Source organism: Flavobacterium laiguense (genome assembly GCF_003097655.1).
Taxonomy (GTDB): Bacteria; Bacteroidota; Bacteroidia; order Flavobacteriales; family Flavobacteriaceae; genus Flavobacterium; species Flavobacterium laiguense.
This window is the reverse complement of sequence record NZ_QCZH01000003.1, coordinates 186,534-212,689: the sequence shown is the minus strand read 5'-3', so window position 1 is coordinate 212,689 and position 26,156 is coordinate 186,534. Positions and strand designations below refer to the sequence as shown.

At 33.2% G+C, this 26,156-nt stretch carries 26 protein-coding genes; 12 read left to right on the top strand and 14 right to left on the bottom strand.

Translation table 11 applies throughout. The features are described 5' to 3' along the window. Window positions 1-22: 22 nt before the first annotated feature. The 7 genes from recN to DB891_RS05040 all read left to right on the top strand — a co-directional run bounded on the left by recN (window position 23) and on the right by DB891_RS05040 (window position 7,934). Entirely contained in the window at window positions 23-1,675 is a 1,653-nt protein-coding gene (recN, locus tag DB891_RS05070) for a DNA repair protein RecN (protein ID WP_116761225.1), read from the top strand. A gap of 89 nt (window positions 1,676-1,764) precedes the next feature. Further along, window positions 1,765-2,955 carry an enoyl-ACP reductase FabV gene (gene fabV / locus DB891_RS05065; RefSeq protein ID WP_116761223.1) on the top strand — a complete coding sequence of 397 codons (1,191 nt, stop codon included), beginning with the start codon at window positions 1,765-1,767 and terminating at the stop codon, window positions 2,953-2,955. A 102-nt stretch (window positions 2,956-3,057) separates the two neighbouring features. Further along, complete coding sequence (locus tag DB891_RS05060) at window positions 3,058-3,864, top strand: enoyl-ACP reductase FabI (RefSeq protein WP_116761221.1); 807 nt, start codon at window positions 3,058-3,060, stop codon at window positions 3,862-3,864. Between the two features lie 119 nt (window positions 3,865-3,983). Further along, window positions 3,984-4,982 (top strand): glycosyltransferase, encoded by a 999-nt coding sequence (locus DB891_RS05055; RefSeq protein ID WP_116761219.1) that lies wholly within the window; start codon window positions 3,984-3,986, stop codon window positions 4,980-4,982. A 1-nt stretch (window position 4,983) separates the two neighbouring features. Then, on the top strand, window positions 4,984-5,580 hold the full coding sequence (gene coaE / locus DB891_RS05050; RefSeq protein WP_116761217.1) for a dephospho-CoA kinase: 597 nt from the start codon (window positions 4,984-4,986) through the stop codon (window positions 5,578-5,580). A gap of 59 nt (window positions 5,581-5,639) precedes the next feature. Beyond that, window positions 5,640-7,223, top strand: coding sequence for a sensor histidine kinase (locus DB891_RS05045; RefSeq protein WP_116761215.1), 1,584 nt, complete (start codon window positions 5,640-5,642; stop codon window positions 7,221-7,223). Window positions 7,224-7,226: 3 nt separating this feature from the next. Further along, on the top strand, window positions 7,227-7,934 hold the full coding sequence (locus tag DB891_RS05040) for a response regulator transcription factor (protein ID WP_116761213.1): 708 nt from the start codon (window positions 7,227-7,229) through the stop codon (window positions 7,932-7,934). Between the two features lie 39 nt (window positions 7,935-7,973). On the opposite strand, the gene DB891_RS05035 is transcribed toward DB891_RS05040, so the two are convergent. The 7 genes from DB891_RS05035 to DB891_RS05005 all read right to left on the bottom strand — a co-directional run bounded on the left by DB891_RS05035 (window position 7,974) and on the right by DB891_RS05005 (window position 15,302). Next, entirely contained in the window at window positions 7,974-8,714 is a 741-nt protein-coding gene (locus DB891_RS05035; protein WP_116761211.1) for an acyl-[acyl-carrier-protein] thioesterase, read from the bottom strand. A 62-nt stretch (window positions 8,715-8,776) separates the two neighbouring features. Further along, the gene (gene miaA, locus DB891_RS05030) at window positions 8,777-9,697 is read right to left on the bottom strand and encodes a tRNA (adenosine(37)-N6)-dimethylallyltransferase MiaA (RefSeq protein ID WP_116761209.1); all 921 of its coding nucleotides are present in this window, start codon (window positions 9,695-9,697) and stop codon (window positions 8,777-8,779) included. 178 nt (window positions 9,698-9,875) lie between these two features. Next, a complete protein-coding gene (locus tag DB891_RS05025; protein WP_116761207.1) occupies window positions 9,876-11,237 on the bottom strand; it encodes an exonuclease domain-containing protein in 1,362 nt (453 codons plus the stop codon). Between the two features lie 77 nt (window positions 11,238-11,314). Next, window positions 11,315-11,992 carry a YggS family pyridoxal phosphate-dependent enzyme gene (locus tag DB891_RS05020; RefSeq protein WP_116761205.1) on the bottom strand — a complete coding sequence of 226 codons (678 nt, stop codon included), beginning with the start codon at window positions 11,990-11,992 and terminating at the stop codon, window positions 11,315-11,317. Between the two features lie 28 nt (window positions 11,993-12,020). Continuing rightward, window positions 12,021-13,241, bottom strand: coding sequence for a DUF1015 domain-containing protein (locus tag DB891_RS05015; protein ID WP_116761203.1), 1,221 nt, complete (start codon window positions 13,239-13,241; stop codon window positions 12,021-12,023). A gap of 120 nt (window positions 13,242-13,361) precedes the next feature. Then, a complete protein-coding gene (locus tag DB891_RS05010) occupies window positions 13,362-14,246 on the bottom strand; it encodes a 3-hydroxyacyl-CoA dehydrogenase family protein (RefSeq protein WP_116761201.1) in 885 nt (294 codons plus the stop codon). 90 nt (window positions 14,247-14,336) lie between these two features. Then, the gene (locus DB891_RS05005; protein ID WP_116761199.1) at window positions 14,337-15,302 is read right to left on the bottom strand and encodes a Gfo/Idh/MocA family protein; all 966 of its coding nucleotides are present in this window, start codon (window positions 15,300-15,302) and stop codon (window positions 14,337-14,339) included. A 179-nt stretch (window positions 15,303-15,481) separates the two neighbouring features. On the opposite strand from DB891_RS05005, the gene DB891_RS05000 reads away from it, so the two are divergent. Together DB891_RS05000 and DB891_RS04995 are read left to right on the top strand one after the other, a co-directional pair. Continuing rightward, window positions 15,482-16,123: a protein-L-isoaspartate(D-aspartate) O-methyltransferase gene (locus tag DB891_RS05000; RefSeq protein WP_116761310.1), complete on the top strand. Its 642-nt coding sequence runs from the start codon at window positions 15,482-15,484 to the stop codon at window positions 16,121-16,123. A gap of 283 nt (window positions 16,124-16,406) precedes the next feature. Continuing rightward, window positions 16,407-17,045 (top strand): PAS domain-containing protein, encoded by a 639-nt coding sequence (locus DB891_RS04995; protein ID WP_116761198.1) that lies wholly within the window; start codon window positions 16,407-16,409, stop codon window positions 17,043-17,045. Window positions 17,046-17,161: 116 nt separating this feature from the next. Here the strand turns inward: DB891_RS04995 and DB891_RS04990 are convergent, their stop codons facing one another. Beyond that, on the bottom strand, window positions 17,162-17,830 hold the full coding sequence (locus tag DB891_RS04990) for a DUF4136 domain-containing protein (RefSeq protein ID WP_116761197.1): 669 nt from the start codon (window positions 17,828-17,830) through the stop codon (window positions 17,162-17,164). A 101-nt stretch (window positions 17,831-17,931) separates the two neighbouring features. Next, window positions 17,932-18,384 carry an SsrA-binding protein SmpB gene (gene smpB, locus DB891_RS04985; RefSeq protein ID WP_116761195.1) on the bottom strand — a complete coding sequence of 151 codons (453 nt, stop codon included), beginning with the start codon at window positions 18,382-18,384 and terminating at the stop codon, window positions 17,932-17,934. A gap of 70 nt (window positions 18,385-18,454) precedes the next feature. On the opposite strand from smpB, the gene DB891_RS04980 reads away from it, so the two are divergent. Next, window positions 18,455-18,676, top strand: a complete 222-nt coding sequence (locus DB891_RS04980) for a VF530 family protein (RefSeq protein WP_116761193.1) — start codon at window positions 18,455-18,457, stop codon at window positions 18,674-18,676. A gap of 147 nt (window positions 18,677-18,823) precedes the next feature. Here the strand turns inward: DB891_RS04980 and DB891_RS04975 are convergent, their stop codons facing one another. The 4 genes from DB891_RS04975 to DB891_RS04960 all read right to left on the bottom strand — a co-directional run bounded on the left by DB891_RS04975 (window position 18,824) and on the right by DB891_RS04960 (window position 21,930). Continuing rightward, a complete protein-coding gene (locus DB891_RS04975) occupies window positions 18,824-19,462 on the bottom strand; it encodes a class I SAM-dependent methyltransferase (RefSeq protein WP_116761191.1) in 639 nt (212 codons plus the stop codon). A gap of 55 nt (window positions 19,463-19,517) precedes the next feature. Then, window positions 19,518-20,066, bottom strand: a complete 549-nt coding sequence (locus tag DB891_RS04970; RefSeq protein WP_116761189.1) for a GNAT family N-acetyltransferase — start codon at window positions 20,064-20,066, stop codon at window positions 19,518-19,520. Further along, window positions 20,066-21,007: an alpha/beta fold hydrolase gene (locus DB891_RS04965; protein WP_116761187.1), complete on the bottom strand. Its 942-nt coding sequence runs from the start codon at window positions 21,005-21,007 to the stop codon at window positions 20,066-20,068. Before DB891_RS04965 ends, DB891_RS04970 begins: the two co-directional genes overlap by 1 nt. A gap of 68 nt (window positions 21,008-21,075) precedes the next feature. Then, entirely contained in the window at window positions 21,076-21,930 is an 855-nt protein-coding gene (locus DB891_RS04960; protein ID WP_317045988.1) for an aldose 1-epimerase family protein, read from the bottom strand. Between the two features lie 87 nt (window positions 21,931-22,017). Between DB891_RS04960 and DB891_RS04955 the strand changes: the two genes are divergently transcribed. Then, entirely contained in the window at window positions 22,018-22,299 is a 282-nt protein-coding gene (locus DB891_RS04955; RefSeq protein ID WP_116761185.1) for a hypothetical protein, read from the top strand. Between the two features lie 178 nt (window positions 22,300-22,477). Next, on the top strand, window positions 22,478-24,745 hold the full coding sequence (locus tag DB891_RS04950) for a M1 family metallopeptidase (protein WP_116761183.1): 2,268 nt from the start codon (window positions 22,478-22,480) through the stop codon (window positions 24,743-24,745). A gap of 324 nt (window positions 24,746-25,069) precedes the next feature. On the opposite strand, the gene DB891_RS04945 is transcribed toward DB891_RS04950, so the two are convergent. Continuing rightward, a complete protein-coding gene (locus tag DB891_RS04945; RefSeq protein ID WP_116761181.1) occupies window positions 25,070-26,110 on the bottom strand; it encodes an agmatine deiminase family protein in 1,041 nt (346 codons plus the stop codon). Between the last annotated feature and the right edge of the window lie 46 nt (window positions 26,111-26,156).

Genomic DNA, 26,156 nt, shown 5'->3' with positions numbered 1-26,156 from the left:
ATTTATCCTTAAAATTATATAAATGATAACTTCTCTGTCGATAAAAAACTATGCGCTAATCGAAAAATTAGCAATTGATTTTTCTAAAGGTTTTTCAATAATTACGGGTGAAACGGGTGCCGGTAAATCGATAATATTAGGTGCATTAGGTTTAGCATTAGGTAAAAGAGCTGACTTGACTTCGCTGAAAAATAAAGAAGAAAAATGTGTAATAGAAGCTCATTTTGATATTTCAAAATATAACTTACTTCCATTTTTTACGGAAAATGATTTAGATTTCGAAAATGACACCATTATCCGAAGAGAAATATTGCCTTCTGGAAAATCTAGGGCATTTATAAATGATAGTCCTGTAAATCTTCAAGAGTTGCAAGAATTGAGTTTGTATTTAATAGATATTCACTCGCAACAACAAACCCAAGAATTGTCTGATGAGGGTGTGCAATTCAAAATTATTGATGCCATTGCTAATAATCAAGATATAATTTTGGAGTATCAATCTTTTTTTAAAAAATACAAATCAGATAAATCTAAGTTGAATGCCATGCTCAAAAGAAAAGAAGAGGCATCAAAAGAACAAGAATACAATGCTTTTCTTTTAAATGAACTGGTATCTGCAAAATTAAAATCGGGAGAACAAGAAACTTTTGAAGCCGATTATGAGCAGCTAAACAATGTGGAGATTATCAAAGAATCACTTGATAAATCTTTGGCAATTGCCAATGAGGAGCAAATTGGTGTTTCTCATAATTTGAATGAGATAAAAAATTCCATTCAAAAAATAGCTATTTTTTCATCAGATTATAATTTGTTGTTTGAAAGAATTACAAGCTTAAAGATTGAATTTGAGGATATTGCCATTGAATTGAACCGCTGTGCTGATAAATTGATTAATGATCCAGAACAATTGAATTTAATTAATCAAAAGTTACAGCTTATATACAATCTCCAAAAGAAACATCAAGTGCTTTCGGTTGATGAATTAATAGTGATTCAAACTAATTTAGAAAATTCAGTTTTAGAGTTAGGAAATCTTGACGAGGAAATTGAAAGTGTATCTAAAGCAGTTGAGGAAAGTGTAAAGAAACTGGATTCAATTTGTGATGAGATCCATGAAAATAGAATAACCGCTATTCCAGTTTTAAGTCAAAAGTTAGTTACCATTCTAGAGTCTTTGGGTATGCCAAATGTGCGTTTTAAAATGGAATTAAATAGGACTCAGGCTTATTTTGAAAATGGAAAGGACGAATTGCAATTTTTAATTTCGGCAAATAAAGGAACCGATTTTGGATTGTTGAAAAAAGTAGCTTCCGGGGGTGAAATGTCAAGAATTATGCTGGCTGTAAAAGCTATTTTGGCACAATATTCAAAATTACCCACTTTGATTTTTGATGAAATTGATACAGGGGTTTCTGGCGAGATTGCCAATAGAATGGGAGAGATTATGAAAGAAATGAGTGTTGAAATGCAAATATTTGCCATAACCCATTTACCTCAAATAGCTGCCAAAGGTTCAGAACATTTCAAGGTTTTTAAAATGACTGTTGGAGAAGATACCCAATCTGAATTGAAATTATTATCCGATGAAGAACGCATCACAGAAATAGCGCAAATGCTGTCTGGAACAGTTATTTCAGATTCGGCCTTAAATCACGCAAAAGCCTTGTTGAACTAAAAAAATGAACTATATTTGCTCCTTTAATTTAAAATTATTTTATTAAAAATTTTAGGATTAATAGATAATAAATTAACGAATAGACTAATATGATTATTGAACCAAGAATGAGAGGATTTATTTGTTTGACAGCCCAACCAAAAGGATGCGAACAAAGTGTTAAAAATCAAATTGAATACGTAAAATCAAAAGGAACTATAGCTGGAGCTAAGAAAGTATTGGTTATCGGAGCCTCAACAGGTTTTGGTTTGGCTTCAAGGATTACAAGTGCTTTTGGTTCGGATGCCGCTACAATTGGTGTGTTTTTTGAAAAAGAACCTTCAGAGGGGAAAACAGCTTCTCCAGGTTGGTACAATTCGGCTGCTTTTGAAAATGAAGCTCATAAAGCTGGTTTGTATGCAAAAAGTATCAATGGTGACGCTTTTTCAAATGAAGTTAAAAGACAAACTTTAGATCTAATTAAAGCTGATTTAGGTCAAGTTGATTTAATCATATACAGCCTTGCTTCGCCAGTGAGATTAAACCCAAATACAGGAGTTTTACATCGTTCTGTTTTGAAACCTATAGGAAGTACTTTTACCAACAAAACAGTTGATTTTCATTCCGGAAAAGTTTCAGATATTTCTATTGAACCTTGTAATGAGGAAGATATTGCCAATACAGTTGCCGTAATGGGAGGTGAAGATTGGACTATGTGGATTGATGCTTTAAAAGCAGAAAATCTATTAGCGCCGGGAGCTACAACAGTTGCTTATTCATACATAGGGCCATCATTAACAGAGGCGGTTTATAGAAAAGGAACCATTGGTCGTGCCAAAGATCATCTTGAAGCTACAGCATTCACTATTACGGATAGTTTAGCGTCTCTTAATGGTAAAGCTTATGTTTCTGTAAATAAAGCTTTGGTAACTCAAGCTAGTTCTGCCATTCCGGTTATTCCGTTGTATATTTCTTTATTGTATAAAATAATGAAAGAAAAAGGAATTCACGAAGGATGTATTGAGCAAATTCAACGTTTGTATCAAGCAAGATTGTATACAGGAGAGGCCATGATTACTGATGAGAAAGGAAGAATCCGTATTGATGATTGGGAAATGCGTGAGGATGTACAGGCTCAAGTAGCAAAACTTTGGTTGGAAGCTACTACCGAGAATTTAGCTGAATTGGGAGATCTAGAAGGATATAGAAGTGATTTCTACAATCTGTTTGGTTTTGGATTCGATGGTGTAGATTATAAAGTAGACACAAACGAAATGGTTGCTGTTCCAAGTATTGGATAATTAGCAAACACTATTTATAATTTAAAAAACGCCTTATTACTTGATGGTTTAAAATCAAGAAAATAAGGTGTTTTTTTATAAAATAATTTTAAATGACATTTTATGTATAATTTATTAAAAGGGAAAAGAGGAATTATTTTCGGTGCTTTAGATGAAAATTCTATAGCTTGGAAAACGGCAGAACGTGTTCATGCTGAGGGAGGTGTTTTTGTTCTTACCAATGCTCCTGCGGCAATGCGATTGGGAAACATTGATGCACTAGCTGAGAAGATTGGGTGTCAAATTATTCCGGCAGATGCTACTTCGGTAACAGATTTGGAGGTATTGGTAGATAAAGCGGTTGAAATTCTGGGAGGCAAAATTGATTTTGTTTTGCATTCTATTGGAATGTCTGTTAATGTTAGAAAAGGAAATCATTATACCAATCAGAATTATGAATTTACAGAAAAAGGTTGGAACGTTTCGGCTGTTTCTTTTCATAAACTTATGCAGGTATTGTATAAAAAAGACGCCATGAATGAATGGGGGAGTATCATTGCATTGTCATATATGGCAGCGCAACGCGTTTTTCCAGATTATAATGATATGGCTGACAATAAGGCATATCTAGAATCAATTGCGCGTAGTTTTGGGTATTTCTTCGGAAGAGATAAAAAAGTAAGAGTGAATACCATTTCGCAATCTCCTACGGCTACCAGAGCAGGGCAAGGAGTCAAAGGATTTGGTGGTTTTATAGCCTTTGCTGATAAAATGTCTCCATTAGGAAATGCCACGGCAGCAGAATGTGCTGATTATGTAGTTGTAATGTTCTCAGATATGACTCGAAAAGTGACTTTGCAAAATTTATTGCATGATGGTGGTTTCTCAAATATGGGAGTGAGTCAAGAGGTTATGGAAATGTTTGAATAAACAAATGAAAAGTTCTGTTATATAAAAACCATCAAAATTTATTAGATGGTTTTTTTGTGGATAAAGAGTACCTTTGCCGAAATTTTAAAGCAAAAAAAAATTAATACCTCAGTTATATTATGTTGTTTTCGTTAATAATCCCTGTTTATAATCGTCCCGATGAAGTTGATGAACTATTAGAAAGTTTATCAAAAACTACTTATGATCAAATTTTTGAAATTGTACTTATAGAAGATGGTTCTACATTGAGATGTCAGGATGTCGCTTCGAAATATGGCGATGAATTAGATATTTCTTATTACTACAAAGAAAATTCAGGTCCAGGAGATTCCAGAAATTATGGAATGAATAAAGCTAGGGGAGATTATTACATTATATTCGATTCGGATTGTATTATTCCAAGTGCCTATTTGTCAGAAGTAGACAAAGCATTAAAAGAAAATTATGTAGATTGTTTTGGTGGTCCGGATAAAGCGCTGGATAGTTTTTCGGATATTCAAAAAGCAATCAATTTTGCCATGACTTCTTTTCTGACGACTGGTGGAATACGAGGTGGTTCAGAAAAAATTGGTAAGTTTCAACCCCGAAGTTTTAATATGGGATTGTCTAGAAAAGCATTTGAAGCCTCCAAAGGTTTCGGGAATATTCATCCAGGGGAAGACCCTGATTTGTCCATTCGTTTATGGAATTTAGGTTTTGAAACCCAACTTTTTCAGGATGCATTCGTATATCATAAAAGACGAATTGATTGGGAGAAATTTTCAGTACAGGTAAGTAAATTTGGTAAAGCCAGACCAATTCTTAATAGTTGGTATCCTCAGTACAATAAATTAACTTTTTTCTTCCCCACGTTTTTTATAATAGGATTTTTTGTATCTTTAGTATTATTGGTCTTTAATCAAGATTTTCTGCTTAAATTTTATTTTGGTTACTTTTTGGCATTGTTTTTGCTTTCTTCTATTCAGAATAAGAGTATTAAAATTGGTTATTTGTCCATCATTGCAGTTTGGAAACAGTTTTATGGGTACGGAACTGGATTTTTGGAGTCTTATATAAAAGTGATCCTGTTAAAACAGAAACCGCAAGAAGCATTTCCAGGATTGTTTTTTAAAAATTAATATGACTAAAATAATTGGTTTAACAGGAGGAATTGGTAGCGGTAAAACAACAGTAGCTCAGCTTTTTTTATCTTCGGGTATTCCAGTTTATATAACAGATCTAGAAGCCAGAAATTTGATGCAATCCGAAGTAGTTCTAGATCAAATTAAAAAGATATTTGGAACGGCTGTATTTGAAAAAGGTATTTTATTAAGGGAAAAGTTATCTGAAATTGTATTTAATGATGCTAATAAGTTAGCTCAGCTCAATGGAATTGTGCATCCTGCTGTGAAAAGTCACTTTAAGCAATGGCTTATAGAACATCAAAAAGATCCGTTTATTATTTACGAAAGTGCAATTTTATTTGAAAGTGGTAGTTATAAAGACTGTGATTTCGTAATAAATGTTGTGGCACCGCTAGAAACAAGAATTCAAAGAGTCATAGAAAGAGATAAAACTACTCGAGAAAAAGTATTGGAAAGAATAAAAAACCAATGGAATGATGAACAAAAATCATCAAAAAGTGATTTTATTATAGAAAATATCAATGTAGACGATGTAAAGTTAGAGATTGTTAAAATTCTTAATTTTTTAGGAATTAATCAAATCAAGTCTTAAATGTTAATCTTTGGTTAATGCATTATTTAATATATTGTTAAAATACTAATTTTGCTTAAATGAATAAACTATTTTTTAGATTACTTGTAATGTTAATGAGTTTGTCCCTAATTGGGATAATACTGGTTCAAGTGTATTGGTTTAATAATTCATTTAAAAATAATGATGAACAATTTAAGTTTCATGTTAAACAAGTAATTGGTAATGTTGCAGATAAACTGCAAAACAGAGAGGCCTATAGTTTTTATGATAAATACAATCATTATAAGGACAGTACTGGTAAAATTCCCAAAAGGGATGATTTGTTAGAATTCTATTACGTTCAAAAGAATCCAAGAACCAATAAGACTATTATTTACTCGAATAGTATCATATCCGAAGACTTTAAAATATCTTCTGGATTGTTTGATAAAAAATTTGATACCGAAAGTTTCAAAAATTTTAATTCAAAAAGAGTTACTGAGGTTTACAATAATAATAAACTGGATAATTCTGGATTACAGCAAAGTTTAATACCGGATGTGAAAATTGAAAAATCTGGAAATCTGGATGTTTTAGACAATGCTCAATTTGAAATTTTCTTTAAAGATATAGCATCAGCAATGCCGCTTCAAGAACGGATTTCAAAAGAGGTATTAAGAGAGCTTATTAAAAAAGAATTGGAAGAGTATGGCGTAAAAACCAAATTCGAGTTTGCGATTTACAGTAATGGTTTAGCAACAAAAGTTAAATCGGACGAGTTTAATTACGATAAAGAAGCCACCTATTCTATTCCAATTTTTACGGATAATGAAGGAAATGAAAAGTACAAGTTGTTAGTTACTTTTCCTCATAAAAAGAAATTTTTATTATCGGAATTGGTGAGTATAACGATATTGTCGATCATTTTTACGTTAATTATAATAATTGCCTACACTAGTGCTTTAAATCAGTTGATACGCCAAAGGCAAATATCTGAGATTAAGACCGATTTTATAAATAACATGACGCATGAGTTTAAAACGCCAATAGCGACCATAAATTTAGCTTTGGATGCCATCCGAAATCCAAAGATAATTGATGATAGGGAAAAGGTGTTTAAGTATCTAGATATGATTCGGGACGAGAATAAACGAATGCATGCCCAAGTAGAAAATGTATTGCGAATTTCTAAACTAGAGAAGAAAGAATTAAATATCATAAAGGAATCTACTAATGTTGAAGAAATCATAAATGACGCAATAGAGCATGTTAATTTGATTTTGGAAGATAGAAATGGTAGTTTAAATCTTCATTTTGGAGCTTTAAGAAAAACAGTGTTGCTAAATGATGTACATTTTACAAACGTAATAGTGAATATTTTAGAAAATGCCATAAAATACTCTCCGGATATTCCTAAAATTGATATTTATACAGAAAATATCAAGGACATGGTTATTATTAAAATAAAAGATAATGGGGTTGGTATGAGTAAAATAGCTCAGAAAAGGATTTTTGAAAAGTTTTACAGAGAGCATACGGGTGACATACATAATGTAAAAGGACACGGGTTAGGACTTGCTTATGTAAAGAGAATTGTAGAGGACCATAATGGTCAAGTATATGTAGAAAGTGAAAAGGGAAAGGGAAGTACCTTCATTATAAAATTACCATTAATAAATTAAAATATGGAAAACACAAATAAAAAAATACTGCTAGTTGAAGATGACCTTAATTTCGGTGCCGTACTAAAAGACTATTTAATGCTAAATGATTTTGATGTCGTATTAGCAAAAAATGGTATGGAAGGTTTTGAAAAATTCAAGAAAGACACCTACGATTTATGTATTCTGGATGTTATGATGCCATATAAAGATGGGTATACCTTGGCTAAAGAAATAAGAGAGAAAAATAATGAAGTGCCTATAATTTTCCTTACTGCAAAAACAATGAAGGAGGATGTATTAAAAGGATACAAAGCAGGTGCTGACGATTATTTGAATAAACCTTTTGATTCTGAGGTATTATTGATGAAAATTAATGCGATCATTCAGAGAAAATCTTCTGATGTAAAAACAGAAGCGGTTCAATTTGAATTTAATATTGGTAAGTTTCATTTGAATTCAAAATTGCGTTTCTTGACATTTAGCGATGGAGAGCCTATTAAGTTATCTCCAAAAGAGAATGAATTACTTAAAATGTTAATTCTACATGAAAATGACTTAATGCCAAGAGAATTGGCTTTAACCAAAATTTGGAGAGATGATAATTACTTTACTTCTAGAAGTATGGACGTTTACATCGCCAAACTTAGAAAATACTTAAAACTAGATGAGGATGTTGAAATTCTTAACATTCATGGTGAAGGTTTTAGATTAGTTGTGAAAAACAAATAGCCCATAAAAAAAGCTTCGATTGATTTCGAAGCTTTTTTTTTATTTCCAATTGAGTTGTAATGCAAAGCATGTTTTGTCCTCTTTGGTAATGCTAAAAATAGCATTCTTGTCGTTTATGCATTCGTGGATTATTACCTTATCCTTAAGAGATAACTCTTTTAAGAAATTCATCTCGAAGCTTTTGATTCCTTTGGATAAAATTTTATTTTCATCAACCAAATCCAAGCACCATTCTAGGTATTTTACGTTATTGGCATGGTTTACGATATCTAAATCAGATAAAAACACGGTTCTTTCGAATACCATTTCTTTTTCGTGAGTTAGATTTATTTTTGAAAAACTCAATTCTGTAGCTTTGTTTTCTGGATACAATTCAAAATGCTGATAGGGAAGTGCCAATGGTTCTGGTCTTCGTATTTTGGTGTTAAAAACTGCCCAAAAGGTTTCAGACCCTACTATTTTTTTTCCGTTGACATACATTTCCAGTGCCCTTACGGAACGAGAATTTTCTAAGGAATTAATCCATGTTTTTACTGTAACTACGTCTCTCCATTTAGGCAAGTCGCTAATTTCTACACGCATTCTGCTCAAAACCCAGGCTTGATTGAATTCTTGCATATCGGTGAAACTGATTCCTCCCACTTCGGAGTGTGCAGCTGCAGTTAATTGTAGCAAATTACACAAATCTGTATATTTTAAATACCCGTTTGGCGCACATTGTGTAAAGTTGATTTCCCAATCTTTGCTTAAAATGGAGGTGAAATTCGGATCTATCGGCATGTAGAGTTGTGATTTAAGAGTTTAGATTTTTGGAAGTGTTTTTAGTTTGAATATAGTTCTATTTATTCTGATTGATTCTCTATATGTTTTATGATTTCTGTGCGATTGGTTAAATAATCAAACCATTTGGTGTTTTCTTTTCGTTTGAACCAAGTGAGTTGGCGTTTAGAAAATCTTCGGGTATTTTTTTTGATTTCCTCAATGGCAAAGGGCAAAGTGAATTCTCCATCGAAATAACTGAATAATTCTCTATAGCCCACTGTTTGTAAGGCATTAAGTTCTTTGTTTGGATATAGTTTTTCGGCTTCCGCCAAAAGACCTTCGTTGATCATAATGTCTACTCGTTGGTTTATTCTATCATAAATAATACTTCTTTCAGCTTCTAGGCCAATAATTATAGGAGTGAAGTTACGGTTGTTTTTCTTTTGGTTTAAAAACGAAGAATAGGGTTTTCCAGAACCAATACAAACTTCTACAAAGCGCATCATCCGTTGTGGGTTTTGCAAAGTCTGTGGATTTTCGGATGTTATGGCCTTGAAATAGTCAGGATCTAATGTCTCTAGTTGCTGTTGCAGATACTCGATTCCCAGTTTTTCATATTGAGAATTTACATTTTCTCGAATGTAAGGATCGATAGCTGGAAATTCGTCGAAGCCTTTTAAAATAGCATCGACATACAATCCTGAACCTCCTACAAGCACTACGTAATCATTGTTTAGGAACAATTCTTCGATTTTTGAAAGCGCTTCTTTTTCGAAATCGCCTACGGTATAATTGTCAAAAATGGATTTGTTTTGTATAAAATGATGTGTTGCAGCAGCCAATTCTTTTGGACTAGGTACTGCTGTGCCGATAGTCATCTCTTTGAAAAACTGTCGGCTGTCACAGGAAACGATTTCACAGTTATAGTGATTGGCCAGATCAATGCTCAAGGCAGTTTTTCCTATGGCTGTTGGTCCAACTATGGTAATTAAATACTTCATATTCTTTTTTTACCCCAGATGGTAACGAAAACCCCGGAGTTATTCTGGTTAGTTTTTCTTGGTATAAAAGAGCGACTGGAAGAAGCTCCTTTTATGCCTTAGAAAAACAACTGGAATAATGAGGGGTTGTAGTGTACAGCTGGATTAGCTCCTAATTATTTGGTTTGCTATTTTGGAATTAAAAATTAATAATTTTTAGAACTCTGTGTTTTCTCAAATAACCTTGAATATAAGATCTTGTGTCTCTATTGTTTGGCATAGGAACTAAGATGTTTTTTAGTATTTCGGGTGTGTGAATTTGATAATTTAAATCATAAAAAGCATATCCTTTGTATATTCCTTTTTCGATTAATATTGCACTGTGTTCTCCTGTTTTTCGCCCTTTGTCAATGATAATCATACTTTTATTTTCGAAAAGGTTTTTGTCAATAAAGACTTGAACTCTGAAATTGTATTCTTCAGGCGTTATTTTGTCTATACAAGCACCATCACATTCATTGAGAGCAAATTGGGAACAAGCCGTTTTTGCATCCGAAAGACCGGTTAGTTTTGGACACAATTGATAAGTTGTTGTAATGCGACTAATCGCAGCTTTTCCTTCTTGTTGGTTTACAAATGCAGTGATTTCTTTTTTGCGACCATCTGCTTTTTGAAGTTTTAAATTCAAGTAACCATTTTGGTCTTTTTCGGCATAAATTGCCCAAGAAAAAGTGTTTTTTCGTGCCATTCGGTTGTAAATGGGACGGTTTTTCTTTATTTCTTCTGATTCTTTTAATGAGGCAATCAATTCGCTTCCCGTTTCTTCATAGGTTACGGTAAATACTTCGGATTGGATTTTCTTGGCACTTCTTGTAATTCCAGTAAAATGCTGATTGACCCTTTTTTTGATGTTTTTGCTTTGTCCAATAAAGATAATTGTACCATCTTCCCGGTGGATGTAATAAATTCCCGTTTTGGAGGGAAGACTCTCTATTATGTCTAATAATTTAGTAGGAATGCCTTTGATGACTTCAAACTTGATGAGCTCTTTTACAATTGTTTTTTCGAGATCTTTGTCCAAAAGCATTTTGAATAGTTTTACTGTTGCCATTGCGTCACCGCTGGCTCTATGTCTGTCGGCCATAGGAATACCTAATGCACGAACTAATTTTCCTAAGCTGTGCGAGGGTTGTTCCGGCATTATACGTTGGGATAATTCTACCGTGCAAAGGGTTTTTATATTGAAGTCATACCCTAAACGACGAAATTCGGTACGCAGGATTCTATAATCAAAAGAGGCATTATGAGCGACAAGAACGCAGTCTGAGGTCATCTCAATAATGCGTTTGGCTACTTCAAAAAACTTTGGAGCGCCACGAAGCATTTCATTATTTATGCCGGTAAGTTTGACGACAAATGGCTGAATGGGAATTTCGGGATTGATTAAACTGATAAATTGATCCACAATTTCGTGTCCATCAAATTTATAGATAGCAATTTCCGTTATCCCTTCTTCGTTGAATTGTCCTCCTGTGGTTTCTATGTCGAGTATTGCGTACAAAATGCAGTGTTCAGTTTTTAGTAATCAGTTTTTAAATCTTAAATCAAAAATCGTTAATCTTCAATCAAAAATCAAATTTATCGTCCTCCAAAGATACTACTTCCAATCCGAACCATTGTGCTACCGCATGCAATGGCCAATTGGTAATCGCCAGACATTCCCATAGAAAGAGATTTTAGATTGCAGATTTCGGTAGAGACGCACTGCAGTGCGTCTTTACTATGTAATTTATCAAAAATCGATTTCAAATGCGTGAATTCTTTCTTGATTTGGTTTTGATTATCCGTAAAAGTAGCCATTCCCATTAAACCTACTATTCGAATGTTTTTCATCTCTTTGAATGTAGGCGAGGTGAGGAGTGCTGACAGTTCTTCTTCGTCAAGACCAAATTTTGATTCTTCTTCGGCTATGTATATTTGAAGCAAACAATCAATAACTCGATTGTTTTTTAGGGCTTGTTTGTTGATTTCTCCCAGTAATTTCAAGCTATCCACGCCATGAATCAAACTCACGAAAGGAGCCATGTATTTGACCTTATTGGTTTGCACATGTCCAATCATGTGCCATTCGATGTCTTTGGGCATTTGTTCCCATTTATCGACCATTTCCTGGATTTTGTTTTCGCCAAAAATCCGTTGACCGACTTCGTATGCTTCCATCAAATCTGCTACGGGTTTGGTTTTTGACACCGCCACCAAAGTCACGTGTTCCGGGAGAGTTGATTTTATAATCTGTAAATTTGTAGTTATTGACATTTTCTAAATCTTTTAATTTAAATCTAATCTAAAGTTCATAAATCACTAATCCACTTCGGAATTTAGGTTCGATATAAGTACTTTTTGGAGGCATAACCAAGTTAGCATCGGCTAAATCTTTTATTTCCTGAATATTAGATGGGAACATAATGAATCCAATTTCAAATTCTCCTTCATCTACTTTTCGCTTTACTTCTAGCATGGATTGTTTTCCGGATATGTATTCAATTCGTTCATCATTTCGAAGATCCTGAATGTTTAGAAGCGGCGATAGTATTTTTTTATATATAATTTGAGTGTCCAAAGATTCTAAAGCGGTTTCAAAAACACAATGCTCTGGTTTCAAAATCAGACTATAAAAATCATGGTCAAGATACATTCCGAATTGGTGTTTCTCAATTGGCTGAAAAGGTTGCTGATTTTTGAGTTCAACAATAAAATGCTCATTCAACTTCTGGAGAAAATCGTCTTTAGACAATCCATTTAAATCTTTTATGAGTCGATTGAATTCATATATTTTGATGTTATTTTCAGAAATCAAATAACTTAACAAATAGTCTTTTACTGTATTTTTTGAATCTCTATTTTCTTGCGATAATAATTTTGCAGCTTCCGATCTGTGATGACCGTCAGCGATGTATAAATTTTTTGTTTTCTCAAAAATCCCTTGAATCCAGTTAATTTCTAATTCGTCGTCAATTTTCCATAAATAATGAATTTCTTTCTTTGTGGTTGAAAATTCAAAATCAGCTAGTTTTTGGGTACAATTATAAATCCAATTTTCAATAGTTTTGTTATCGGGATAAGTCATTAGAACGGGTTCTGTATTGAACTCCGAATAATTCATATATTCCTTTAACAATCGAACTCTAAAATCGAGAATGTCTTCGTGTTTTTTGACGACATCATTGTTGTAATCTTCTATACTTGTACCAACTATTATTCCTGTAAAAGAATGTGTTTTGGTGACAATTTTATGGATATAAATAGCAGGCTTTTTATCTTTGACTAAAATAAATTCTTTTTTGAATTCCTGATATTTTTGGGATACTTGTTTGTATCTTTTTTCATAGGAAACGGTTTCCTGATTGGAATAGGCAGGTTTTAAAATATGCAAAAATGATAATGGATTAAAATCCAATTGTGCAGCCAACTCAGCATTTATGTATTCTTCATACGAACGACATGTAACAAGACATACTTTATCACGCGTGGGTCTAACTGCTTTAAAAGGTACTATTTTTGCCATATTTCAGGTTAGAAATTAGAGTTTAGAAATTAGAAATTAGAAGTCTCAACATTATTACTTGCGCGAAACATTGAGACTGAATACTAAAAAACTGATTACTGAACACTTAAATAAAGAACACTATAATTTAAAAGCTACTTTCTCTGCTTTTTTACTTTCGCTATAATCATAAAAACCTTCTCCAGATTTCACACCCAGTTTTCCTGCTCTTACCATGTTTACCAATAAAGGACATGGAGCATATTTTGGGTTTTTGAAACCGTCGTACATTACATTTAAGATGGCAAGACATACGTCAAGACCAATAAAATCGGCTAGTTGTAAAGGTCCCATTGGGTGACCCATTCCTAGTTTCATTACGGTATCTATTTCATAAACACCAGCTACTTTGTTGTATAAAGTTTCAATTGCTTCATTGATCATAGGCATCAAAATTCTATTGGCCACAAAACCTGGATAATCGTTTACTTCAACTGGTGTTTTTCCTAATTTTTCGGATAAATCCATGATGATTTTGGTTACTTCATCACTGGTGTTGTAACCACGAATGATTTCAACCAGTTTCATAATTGGCACAGGATTCATAAAGTGCATTCCTATTACACGTTCCGGATGAGCTACTACAGCACCAATTTGAGTAATGGAAATTGAAGAAGTATTGGTTGCTAAAATGGTATTGTGTGAACAAGCTTCGTTTAATTGCTTGAAAATATTCAGTTTTAAATCTACATTTTCGGTGGCGGCTTCTACAACTAAATCTACTCCCACAACACCATCTTTGATGTCTGTATAGGTAATAATATTGGTGATGGTTTTGGCTTTGTCTTCTTCGGTTATAGTCCCTTTTGAAACCATTCGGTCCAAATTGGCCGCTATAGTTGCCATTCCTTTATCCAAAGACTTTTCGGAAACATCAATTAATTTAACAGTAAATCCACTTTGTGCAAAAGTATGAGCAATTCCGTTACCCATAGTTCCAGCTCCAATTACAGCAATAATCTTCATTTTGTTATTTTTTAAAGTTAAAAAAGTTTAAAATTTAAAGACGGATTGTTGACTTTAAATCTTAAACTTTAGTTTGATTTATTGAGTTATTTATTTTTTAAAACAATCTATAATTTGATACGCCACTCTTAAAGCATCAGTTGCTTGCTCTAATGTAACCACTGGAGTTGTATCGTTGGTAATGGCATCAGCAAAGGATTCTAGTTCGTCTAGAATGGCATTATTTTGTTCCACATCTGGATTAGAGAAGTAAATTTGTTTTTTCACTCCTTCGGCATTTTGTAAAATCATGTCAAAATCACCAGGTACTTCTGGAGCATCTTTCATTTTTACAACTTCACATTTTTTTTCTAGAAAGTCAACAGAAATATAAGCATCTTTTTGAAAAAATCGTGACTTGCGCATGTTTTTCATCGAAATTCGGCTCGCAGTTAAGTTGGCTACACAACCATTTTCGAATTCAATTCTAGCATTTGCAATATCTGGGGTGTCACTTATTACGGAAACACCACTTGCATTGATATTTTTTACTTTAGAATTGACTACACTCAGAATAGCATCGATATCATGGATCATTAAGTCTAAGACTACAGGAACATCAGTACCACGAGGGTTAAACTCAGCCAATCGATGTGTTTCGATAAACATCGGGTTTTCAATCATGTTTTTGGTAGCAATAAAGGCAGGATTGAATCTTTCGACATGTCCTACTTGACCTTTTACATTATATTCGTTGGCTAATGCAATGATTTCTTCGGCTTCTTCAACCGTATTAGAAATGGGTTTTTCTATAAAAACGTGTTTACCCGATTTAATGGCAACTTTGGCACATTTATAATGGGAAAGTGTTGGAGTAACAATGTCTATTACGTCAACTGCATGAATCAAAGTTGCGATGGTACTAAAATTTTTGTAGCCAAATTCTTTTGAAATTTTTTCGGCGTTTTCTTGATTGGGGTCATAAAAACCAACTAATTCATACTTTTCAGATTGTTGTAATAAACGCAAATGTATTTTACCTAGATGCCCTGCACCCAATACTCCAATTTTCAGCATAATAATGATGTTTCTACAAAAATAGTAATAAAATAAGAATTTCCAATTTTTATCCACATAACTATCAGGACTAAATACTAAGCTTCAAATATAAATTGAATACATCGAAATTTGGAGTTTTTTTTAAATTGGAATTTGAATTTGTTTTCTATTTTTGCCTTTTTATAAAACCCAAAACTTTGAAAGATACCGCCAAGCACCAAGGACTTCGTAATCAACTAGTAAGTGTCTTACACCAGAAAGGAATTACAGATAAAAATGTTCTAGAAGCCATAAAAATAATCCCGCGACATTTATTTTTGAATTCAAGTTTTGCGGATTATGCCTACCAAGACAAGGCATTTCCTATTGCGGCAGGTCAGACTATTTCTCAACCTTATACTGTTGCTTTTCAATCGCAGTTATTAGAAATAAAAAAAGGTCATAAAGTGCTGGAAATCGGTACAGGTTCTGGTTATCAAACAGCTGTTTTGTGTTTGATGGGAGCGCAAGTTTTTAGTGTTGAAAGACAAAAAGAGTTGTTTAAGCAAACATCGGCGTTATTGCCAAAACTAGGAATTCGTCCCAAACATCTTTCTTTTGGAGATGGATACAAAGGTCTACCGGGCTATGCTCCATTTGATAGTATAATCGTTACTGCTGGAGCACCTATAATTCCGCAACCCTTAATGGCGCAGCTTAAAATAGGAGGAAGATTAGTTATTCCGCTGGGCGAGGACGTTCAAATCATGACATTATTAATACGTATAAACGAAACACAATTTGAAAAACACGAGTTTGGAGAGTTTCGTTTCGTTCCTTTATTGGAAGATAAAAATTAATTTATCTCTTTGCTTAATTTTCTATAACCATTCATTCTGTGAATGGTTTTTATGTTTTCGATCATAAAATATTAAAAAAAAATAATAATTGTAAAATACATATATAGAAGTAAGTATGGTGTGTTTTTTAGCTTTTACTTAAAAATAAGCAGCTTAATTCTGATGATATTAGCAAAACTGATCATTATCATATTTTTAACAAAAAGGAGGTTTTACATTTGTCCTGACAAGTATTCGTAAGTAAAATACTTGTATTAGTTGAAAGTTTAATAAAAAAAAAGGTATGAACGAAGTGAAAGAAATGACTAAAAGACCAATTCCTATTGACAAAGAGGTAGCATGGGATAAAACTCAAACCATCATGAGTAAAACGGATTTGTATGGTACTATCGAATATGCAAATGAAGTTTTTGTAGATGTTTGTGGGTATGAGGATTATGAGTTAATGGCTCAACCCCATAATATTGTTAGACATCCAGACATGCCAAAGGTTGTATTTAAGGTACTTTGGGAAAATATTCAAAAGGGAAATCAATTTCATGGAATTGTAAAAAATTTAGCTAAATCAGGAAGGTATTACTGGGTAATAACCAATTTCGAGTATTCCAGAGATGAGAACGGGGATATAGTTAATTATATAGCTAGAAGAAAAGCGGTTCCACAAGATGTAATTGCGAAGCATATTGAACCATTATATAAAAAACTTTTGCAGATTGAGCAAGTTAGTGGTGTTGGTGCCAGCGAAAAATATTTGATTGGTTTTTTAGAAGAGCAGGGGCTTAGTTATGTTGATTTAATTACTAAATTAATGGTAGAAGATCAAAAAAATCAGCAATTACAGCAAGTGTCACAAACTTCAGTTGTTGGTGAAATTGAAGAAGAAGAGAAAAAAGGCTTTTTCAGTAGATTTTTCGGGATATAAAAAGATTTACTTTTTAAGGTATTGTTATTTAAGGACAGACCAAACAAAAAAAAGCAATACTAAAATATTTAGTATTGCTTTTTTAATTGAAACAATCTCTTTTAGAAAGGGTTTTATTATTTAGCTTTAGGAGCCATATATCCGTCAGCTTTCATTTGATTCACGCAAGCTTGCATGATTTCGTCAACTGTAGTGCTGATGTCTGATACATCCAAAGATTTTGTAGTAGCACTCCAAACCAATTTATTACTTTTCAAGTCAAAAATATTGGTTTCAATATAGTAATAAACATTTTCTTGGTAGTACCCAGGAGTGTAGTATGCTGGAGCATAAGCGCCATACCAACCACCAAATCCTGCGCCATAACCCATACCATATCCACCGGCATATCCATATCCCATTCCTGGATATCCCATACCGCCATAATAGTTTGAGGTTCCAGGAACATATTGAGTTTCTTTATCTGCTTTTATGAAACGCAAAGTAATTGCACCATCAAAACCTTCAGTTTGTAGAATACTTAATTTTTGTTCTTGAGTAAGGTTTAAATTTTGTTGGTTCAAATAATTGTATGATGAATTTAAAACAGCAGGATTAATCGAAGCGATTCTATTTTCGGTTGATCTTCTAGTGCTTTCATCTTTTGCTAGAGCTACAACTATTACTTTTTTAAAGTTTTCAGAAGCAAGAGTTGCGTTTGGATCTCTCCAACTAGAAACAATTGATGTATTACTACCACAACTTGTAAGGCAAATGCAGATTAATGCAATAAAAATGTTTTTCATAATTTTTCGTTTTTTTGTTTTAATGTAGGTAAAAGTAATTATAATTTGATTAAAGTCTACAGTATAACTCGAAATTTAATCAGAATAGAGTTAAAAAATATTTAAAAAGCCTTCTTTATTCTGTCCAAATCTCTTTTGGTGTCCTGCTCTTTTAAAGACTCTCTTTTGTCGTATGTTTTTTTACCCTTACAAAGTCCAATTTGTAGTTTAGCCAACCCCTTTTCGTTAGTAAACAATTTAAGGGGAACAATGGTAAGTCCTTTGGCTTGAACACTTCTAAGTAAGCCCTTCAATTCTCTTTTGTTCAAAAGTAATTTACGTTCGCTTCTCGCTTTATGATTGAATTGATTTCCAAAAGTATATTCTTCGATATAGGTATTAATGGCAAAAAGCTCATTACCGCTAAATTCACAAAAACTTTCGGTAATATTGGCCTTTCCTAATCGGATAGATTTGATTTCGGTCCCAGCCAAAACAATACCAGCAGTAAAGGTTTCTAGGATTTCATAATCGAATCGGGCTCTTTTATTGAGTATGTTGACAGTTTTTTGCATAGTAGGGCAAATTTAGGAACTAATTAATGAAAGACCAATTGTTTTTAAGAAAATGCTATAAATTTGCAATATGGAAAAGCAACAATCAAAAGACCCGCTTCACGGAATTACACTTCAAAAAATAGTAGAAACATTGGTGGAACATTATGGATTTGACACTTTGGGAGAACTGATAAAAATAAAATGTTTCAATGAAAACCCAAGTATAAAATCGAGTCTAACCTTTTTAAGAAAAACCGATTGGGCTAGAAAACAAGTCGAAGAATTGTATGTAAGGACAATTAAAAAGTAATCCAATATTAATTAGGAGCTTAATCCTGCTATCCACTTGTATCTTTTCTTAAGGCGATGAAAAATCGCCTTAAGAAAAGGATACCGCTTCTATCAGGGCTAGGGCAGCCGTTTTCATAAGATGTAAAGGTCTTGTATAAGTGACTAGTTATTTTTTACCTATTATTTGAAACCCATTTGCAATGTTTCCATTCATTGTTTTTACAATTAGAGGGTTTTCTATTAAAATTTCAAAGTCTTTGGTCAATGTTTTAATCCACTCTTTTGTATGATGACGAAAAGTGGCTCCTTCGGGAAGTTTGAAAACGCCAAAATTGTTTTGGTCTCCATTTAAGTATTCATATCGCTCCACTTCAACTGATTTTTCTTGTAAATAGTAATCGCTTATATAGAGTATTCCACCTTTTTTAAGTTTAGATAGCAGTAAATTGATTAAACTCTGTTGTCCCTCATTAGATGGTATACAAGTTAAAACTGCAAAAAGAATGATGCAATCGACGGAGTTATCTTCTAGCGTTAATTCTGAGGGTTTTTCAATATGAAAAAGAGCCAAATTATTTTCAGATTTTCCTCTCGAAATTAATTCTTTAGAAGTGTCAAATCCGTAAACATTTTCAAACCCTAAATCAGTTAATTCTTTTACAATTCTTCCATACCCACATCCAAAGTCAACAATTGTGCTTTGTTTGTTTAAAAAGGGATTCAGTAATTCTATATCTATTGGATGTGTAAATGTTTTAATTTCGGCTACTTCGTTCCAATATTCTTTTTGATTATCCAGATTCATTTTAGTTTTTTTTTTAACCTACAAGTTGTTTTGTATTCACGAATCACTCGAAATATTATTTATTCAAAATAGAATAGATCAAGGTATCTAGAAAACGCCCATCATAATATTCGTTTTCCAATAAATGCGCTTCTTTTACAAAACCATTTTTCAATAAAACCTTCTCCGAACCTCCATTTTTAGGATCCAAAATAGCTTCTATCGAATGTAATTTCATTTCTTTAAAGCCATATTCTACTACTCTTTGCAATGCTTCGGATACAATCCCTTTTCCATTATATTCAGGTAATAACATATAACCCACTTCGGCTCTGTAATGCTCGGGTTTTATTCTGTAATGCCCAATAATGCCAATTATTTTCGAGTCATTTTTTAATCGTATTCCCCAGTTAATTCCAATGTTATTTTCTATTTTGTCGTTTAACATGGCAATAAGCTCCAACGCTTCTTCCTTATTTTGAAGTAATGGCCTCGGAATGTATTTCATGACTTCTGTATTCGACCGCAACTCAAAAATGTCTTCAACATCATCTGTGGTTACTTGCTTTAGAGTCAAGCGCTCGGTTTCAAGATTTGGAAAGGGGGTAAAGTTTATTTCTAACATTATTCGTTTTTATTTAAAAATTCGACAACTTTTTTATTTGTAATTTCAGATTGATCAATAGATATAAAATGTCCTGCGTCTTTGATAACTGCAGTTTCTACATTCGGGATAAATTGGTGTGCTTTTACGAATATTTTTTCGGTATTCACAATATCATGGTCACCAATCAAAACCAGTACAGGAATTTTTAGTGACTTTAATTCTTTTTTGGAAAACGGCATCATGTTTAATAATCGGGGTTTACTATTCCCATATTTGTAAGCAAGATAAAGTTGATTTTTAAAAATAGCGTTAATTTCATTCGGATAGTACGAAAAGGCTTCGAAAAATCTATTAGTGCTTTTTTGACTTGGAAACATTTTAAGGTTTATTGCGGAAAGGACTTTTCCTAAGTTTGAGATTCCTCCAAAAGTTTGTGCAGGACTCAATAAAACTATTTTTTTAATTGCATTACCGGGCTGTAAGGCTAAATAGGTTACCATCCAACCGCCTCTTGAAATTCCCAATAAATTAATATTTTCCATCCGAAAGTGCTTAAAAATCTCATTGTAAAATTCCGCGGTCTGTTTATTGTTTAATCTTATAGAGTTTGATAATGACTTTCCTGCTTCCAAAGGGAAGTCAATCGCGTAAACTCTGTATGCTGCACTAAACTCTTTTACATTAGGAAACCACATGGTGGAACTGGCATCTGTACCATGGAATAAAACCAAAGGTTCGCCTGTTTTTGGACCGCTAATAATAATATGTGCAATGCCATAACTTGTTGTTACATCCATTTCTTCAAACGGAACCTTCCATAATTTTAATGTTTCATCGTATGATTTAATATATAATGCTTTTTTATCTATAGAATTAAATACATAATCGGGGACTATTTTATAACTAGAACAACCCGGTAGTATAAAGATAAAGAATAACAGAAGTGGTAAATTGCGCATAATTTGATTGATTTACGAACTTCTGTATATTAGTTTTATCCAAATATAGAGAAATAATTTTTCGCTAGTTATAAAATTTCAATGCTGAATCGTGATTTAAAGGTTTCGTTTGAATCCAGAACTTGTATGCCTTCTTTTTTAAAAAGATTCCCAAAGGTATCAACGGTGTCTGAATATCCAAACCAAGGTTCAATACATATAAAAGGGGCATTTGGAGGTGTCCAAATCCCTAAATCTGGAAAATCTTCATAGCTTACTTTTAAAATTGGCTTCGAATTTTCTAAAATCGTTATTGATTTTGAGGGCAGTTTCTTGAAAACCAAAGCATCATTTTCGAATAATTTATAATTCAATTGCAATTGCTTTTTATCCAATTGTATTTGCTCAGTAGTATTCGAAATCAGACCTTCTTCCAAAAGATGAAATGTCAAAGGTGCTGAGTTCTCAAATTCAAGGCTGTAATTCTCAAAATTATTAGGTAAGTCAAATGCTGGATGCGCTCCAATTGAAAACGGCATTTTTGATTTTCCTTTGTTGATGACTTTGTATTCAATTTTTAGAGAAGTATTCTCTAAAGTGTAAATTAAAAACAACTCAAAATCAAAAGGATACCTTTGTAAAGTCTCATCAGTTGAAGTTAAAGAAAAAGTAGCGCTGTTCTCTTGTTTGTCAATCAGTTCAAAATTCATTTCACGAGAAAATCCATGTCTTGATAATTGATAATCTTTGCCATTATATTGATAAGAGTTATTTTTGAGCGTACCCACAATTGGGAATAAAATAGGAGAGTGCTTCCCCCAAAATTCAGGATTTCCGCCCCAAATGTATTCTGTGTTGGAGTTGTCTTTTAAAGAACATAATTCGGCTCCAAAATGCTTTATAACTGCTGTTAAGTCTGAGTTTTTAATTGTTGTAATCAACATAAAATATATTTTACTGTTTCGCTTTGTTTTGTAAAAATATTTCATTATTTTCACTATGCCTAATTTATACTATTAAAACATAATATTATGGATGCAATTTATGAAAATATAGAGAAAGAAAGTATTCCGTTTTTGAAATTCCCCGATTCTGATGTTCTTGTAGAAAGTAAAGACAAGTATCTTCGAAATAGTGATTTAATTCGAGCTCAGTCTCTAGGCAATCTTGAACATTCAAAAATGAAAATTTTCTTTGAAGACAATGAATCTAAGAAAGTGGTTGAAACTACAGTTTGGGCTGTGACGGATACCATTGTCGTTTTAAAAAAAGGAGTTGAAATTCCAATTAAGAGAATTTATAAAATACTTTAAAAATAAATAAGTACAGATTAATTTACAAGGAAGTTTTTGGGGTTTTATAAAATTAGAACAGTTTTAGAGATTCATTTTTTTTTACTTACTCAGAAAAACATAATTAGCAGAATATTTATGTGAATTTCTTTAATTTTCATATTTTTTTTATTTATTTGCTGTTAAAAAATAAAAAAAAATGAAAAATAACTATTTCAAGGTCATTCTACAATTGGCTTTATTTCTAGGGATTACTACTTCATGGGCGCAAGAAATCCCAAGTACCGCAACTCCTGCCCCAGTTTCAAAATATGATTATCATGATGCATTTGGTCCTTTATTTTATGTAAATAATGGTACATCTACAAGATCTGCCAGTGGTGCACCGGGTCATGAATATTGGCAAAACAGAGCTGATTATAAATTGACAGCCAAGTTAAATGAAAAAAGCAATGAGATAATTGGGACAGGAATTGTAACCTACACCAATAATAGTACTGATAAAATGTCTTTTGTTTGGATGCATTTGGATCAAAATTTATTCAAGTCTGATTCTAGAGGAAATGCAGTTGTACCGTTAAAAGGAAGTCGTAACGGTGCACAAGGAGAGGTTTTTGACGGAGGTCATAAAATCAAATCGGTAAAAATAGTTTCTGCTGTTAAAGGAAAATCTGTTGAAACCGAGGCGAAATTCGTTATTACCGATACCAGAATGCAAGTTTTTCTTCCAGACGATCTAAAAGCAAAAGGTGGAGTAGTGAAAATTAAAATTGACTTCTCTTTCATTTCACCAAAAGAAGGTTCGGATAGAACAGGGGTTTTAGATACCAAAAATGGTAAAATTTTCACCATCGCACAGTGGTACCCGCGTATGTGTGTGTACGATGATTTGAGAGGTTGGAATACCAATCCGTATTTGGGAGCTTCAGAGTTTTACCTGGAATACGGGGATTTTGATGTCAATATTACCGTTCCATCCAATCATATTGTAGTATGTTCTGGGGAGTTGTTAAATCCAAAATCGGTTTACTCAGCAGAGGAACAAAGTCGTTTGGCAAAAGCCATTCAGAGCGAAAAAACAGTGATGATTCGTACTGCCGAGGAAGTGGCAGCAAATGCTTCAAAATCAGGAACTACTTCTGAAAAAACATGGCATTTTAAAATAAAAAATTCGAGAGACCTTTCATGGGCATCATCTTCTGCATTTATATTAGATGGTGCTAGAATTAATTTGCCTAGTGGTAAAAAGTCATTGGCATTATCGGCTTATCCAGTTGAAAGTGCTGGAGAAAAAGCTTGGGGGCGTGCTACAGAATATACAAAAACATCCATTGAGAATTATTCCAAAAGATGGTTTGAATATCCTTACCCCGTTGCTACCAATGTAGCTGGGAATGAAGGTGGAATGGAATATCCAGGAATTGTTTTTTGTGGATGGGAATCCAAAGGGGAAGATTTATGGGGAGTAACGGATCATGAGTTTGGTCATGGATGGTTTCCAATGATTGTAGGGTCTAACGAGCGTTTATTTGGTTGGATGGATGAAGGATTTAATACCTTTATTAATTCTCTAAGTTCGGTTGATTTTAATAATGGGGAATTTAAAAAGAAACCGACCGACTTTCATCAAAATGCGGAGTATTATACCAATCCGAAAACAGAAACTGTTATGAGTTCTCCAGACAACATGCAGGAGAATAATATTGGTCTATTGTGTTATTTTAAGCCAGGTTCAGGATTAGAAATGTTAAGAGAGCAAGTATTAGGACCAGAGCGTTTTGATATAGCTTTTAGAACTTATGTAGAACGTTGGGCTTTTAAACACCCTGCTCCGGATGACTTTTTTAGAACAATGGAGAATGTGGCTGGCGAAGATTTAAGTTGGTTCTGGAGGGGTTGGTTTGTCAATAACTGGCGTTTAGATCAAGGGATCAATTCTATTAAATATGTAAAAAATGATCCTGCACAAGGTGTGATAATTAAAATTGAAAACTTTGAGAAAATGGCAATGCCAGTCGTTTTGGATGTGAAAACAAAAAGCGGAAAAGTAACAAGAATTAAATTGCCGGTTGAAGTTTGGCAAAGAAATATAGATTGGTCTTTCAAGATGAATACCACTGAAGAAATAGCGAGTATTGTTCTTGATCCAGACCATGTTTTTCCAGATTCTAATGAGAGTAACAATACTTGGACTTCTGAGAAAGGTGTAATCGAGAAAGAGGTGCTTTTAGACGGATACTTAGGTAAGTATTCTACCAAATCGGCTCCATTAAAAATTGAAATTACCGAGAAAAACAGTGTGCTTTTTGCTGAAATCACCGATTATCCAAAATTTTCACTTACATCAATTGGAAAAGATATATTTGAATCGAAAGAGGCGGGAGTTACATTTCAGTTTAACGAAACTAAAAATGGATTTGATATGATTATTAGTTCAGATCAAAAATTATCTTTTACGAGAGACTAAAAAAGGAGTTATATCTAATGAAAAAAGACTTGTTGAATTATTTCTACAAGTCTTTTTTTTGTTTTTCAGAGGGTTAAAAATATTCAGTTGTTTCATTCTCATTTGTTTTACACAAAGTTTTGAATTGTCTCCAGCTTTAGCTGGAGGAATGAAATTGGAATACTAGTCAATGGCTTTAGCAAAAATGGTTTGTTATTTCGGCCAAAGCCAATTTGATATTCATTAATTGATCTCCAGCTTTAGCTGGAGGCAATTTAAAATCAGAAATGGGCTGAATATTTATGATTTTTTAGATTTTTAAAAAAAAATCTAAATGCTTAAATATTATTCTGGGATTTGTTGGCTCAAGCAATGCAACGTTCCAAATCCCCAAATTAAATCAATAGCACTGATCCCGATAATTTCTCGATCAGGGAAACATTCGGCTAAAATATTTAGCGCTTTCCTATCGTTGGCGTCATTAAAAGTAGGAACCAAAACACAGTTGTTTAAAATCAGGAAATTAGCGTAACTCGCTGGTAAACGCAATCCATCAAAATCAATTCGTTTTGGCATCGGTAATGCAACTATGATTGGTGCTTTTCCGTTTTCGAGTTTGGCATTTTGCAGTCGTTTCAAATTATCCTGCAACGGTTTGTAATTGCTGTCAGTTGGATCTAATTCGACTATGGTAACAATCGTATTTTCATTAACAAATCGGCATAAATCGTCGATGTGCCCGTGTGTATCATCGCCTTCAATACCGTCGCCCAACCAGATTACATTGGTTACCCCAAGATATTCTTTAAAAACAGCTTCGTAGTCTTCTTTGGTGAAATTAGGATTCCGAACCTGAATATCAGGATGCATCAAACATTCTTCAGACGTTAATAAAGTCCCTTTTCCGTTTACATCAATGGCACCGCCTTCTACAATTACCGGTTTTCCTTTGTACATTACTTGGGTAACAGGAATATTTAGAGATTCGCCAACTTTTTCAGGAACGTGTTTGTCCAGATTGATATTTTTGTATTTGGCCCAACCGTTAAAATTAAAATTTAATGCTTCTCTGCTAGTACCATTTTTGACAATAATTGGTCCCGAATCGCGCATCCAACTGCGATTGGTTTTATGAATGATGAAAGAAACGTTGCTCATTATTACGTGTGCTGCTTCTAACATTTCGGCTACTTTATTTTTTTGATTTTCATCGGCAACGACCAAAAAAACAGTTTCAAAAGAAGCTACTTTCTTGATGAATTCAACAAATGCCCATTGAACGGCTTCATATTTTCCCGGCCAATCTTTCCCATTATGCGGAAAACACAATAAAATTCCTTGTTGTTTTTCCCACTCTGCAGGAAATCGTCTTGTAAGTGTAGTCATAGTAAATGCTAATTGTAATGCGTGCAAAGATAATCAAACGCTAGAA

Bases quoted from the DNA above. Each gene is read 5' to 3' on its own strand.
- DB891_RS05040 (WP_116761213.1), top strand. From the start codon at position 7,227: ATGGAAAACACAAATAAAAAAATACTGCTAGTTGAAGATGACCTTAAT.
- DB891_RS05045 (WP_116761215.1), top strand. From the start codon at position 5,640: ATGAATAAACTATTTTTTAGATTACTTGTAATGTTAATGAGTTTGTCC.
- DB891_RS04990 (WP_116761197.1), bottom strand. From the start codon at position 17,830: ATGAAAAACATTTTTATTGCATTAATCTGCATTTGCCTTACAAGTTGT.
- DB891_RS04970 (WP_116761189.1), bottom strand. From the start codon at position 20,066: ATGTTAGAAATAAACTTTACCCCCTTTCCAAATCTTGAAACCGAGCGC.
- DB891_RS04995 (WP_116761198.1), top strand. From the start codon at position 16,407: ATGAACGAAGTGAAAGAAATGACTAAAAGACCAATTCCTATTGACAAA.
- DB891_RS04955 (WP_116761185.1), top strand. From the start codon at position 22,018: ATGGATGCAATTTATGAAAATATAGAGAAAGAAAGTATTCCGTTTTTG.
- fabV (WP_116761223.1), top strand. From the start codon at position 1,765: ATGATTATTGAACCAAGAATGAGAGGATTTATTTGTTTGACAGCCCAA.
- DB891_RS04945 (WP_116761181.1), bottom strand. From the start codon at position 26,110: ATGACTACACTTACAAGACGATTTCCTGCAGAGTGGGAAAAACAACAA.
- DB891_RS04975 (WP_116761191.1), bottom strand. From the start codon at position 19,462: ATGAATCTGGATAATCAAAAAGAATATTGGAACGAAGTAGCCGAAATT.
- DB891_RS05055 (WP_116761219.1), top strand. From the start codon at position 3,984: ATGTTGTTTTCGTTAATAATCCCTGTTTATAATCGTCCCGATGAAGTT.
- DB891_RS05015 (WP_116761203.1), bottom strand. From the start codon at position 13,241: ATGGCAAAAATAGTACCTTTTAAAGCAGTTAGACCCACGCGTGATAAA.
- DB891_RS05005 (WP_116761199.1), bottom strand. From the start codon at position 15,302: ATGCTGAAAATTGGAGTATTGGGTGCAGGGCATCTAGGTAAAATACAT.
- smpB (WP_116761195.1), bottom strand. From the start codon at position 18,384: ATGCAAAAAACTGTCAACATACTCAATAAAAGAGCCCGATTCGATTAT.
- DB891_RS05010 (WP_116761201.1), bottom strand. From the start codon at position 14,246: ATGAAGATTATTGCTGTAATTGGAGCTGGAACTATGGGTAACGGAATT.
- DB891_RS05060 (WP_116761221.1), top strand. From the start codon at position 3,058: ATGTATAATTTATTAAAAGGGAAAAGAGGAATTATTTTCGGTGCTTTA.
- DB891_RS04965 (WP_116761187.1), bottom strand. From the start codon at position 21,007: ATGCGCAATTTACCACTTCTGTTATTCTTTATCTTTATACTACCGGGT.
- recN (WP_116761225.1), top strand. From the start codon at position 23: ATGATAACTTCTCTGTCGATAAAAAACTATGCGCTAATCGAAAAATTA.
- DB891_RS05035 (WP_116761211.1), bottom strand. From the start codon at position 8,714: ATGCCGATAGATCCGAATTTCACCTCCATTTTAAGCAAAGATTGGGAA.
- coaE (WP_116761217.1), top strand. From the start codon at position 4,984: ATGACTAAAATAATTGGTTTAACAGGAGGAATTGGTAGCGGTAAAACA.
- DB891_RS05020 (WP_116761205.1), bottom strand. From the start codon at position 11,992: ATGTCAATAACTACAAATTTACAGATTATAAAATCAACTCTCCCGGAA.
- DB891_RS04980 (WP_116761193.1), top strand. From the start codon at position 18,455: ATGGAAAAGCAACAATCAAAAGACCCGCTTCACGGAATTACACTTCAA.
- miaA (WP_116761209.1), bottom strand. From the start codon at position 9,697: ATGAAGTATTTAATTACCATAGTTGGACCAACAGCCATAGGAAAAACT.
- DB891_RS04950 (WP_116761183.1), top strand. From the start codon at position 22,478: ATGAAAAATAACTATTTCAAGGTCATTCTACAATTGGCTTTATTTCTA.
- DB891_RS04960 (WP_317045988.1), bottom strand. From the start codon at position 21,930: ATGTTGATTACAACAATTAAAAACTCAGACTTAACAGCAGTTATAAAG.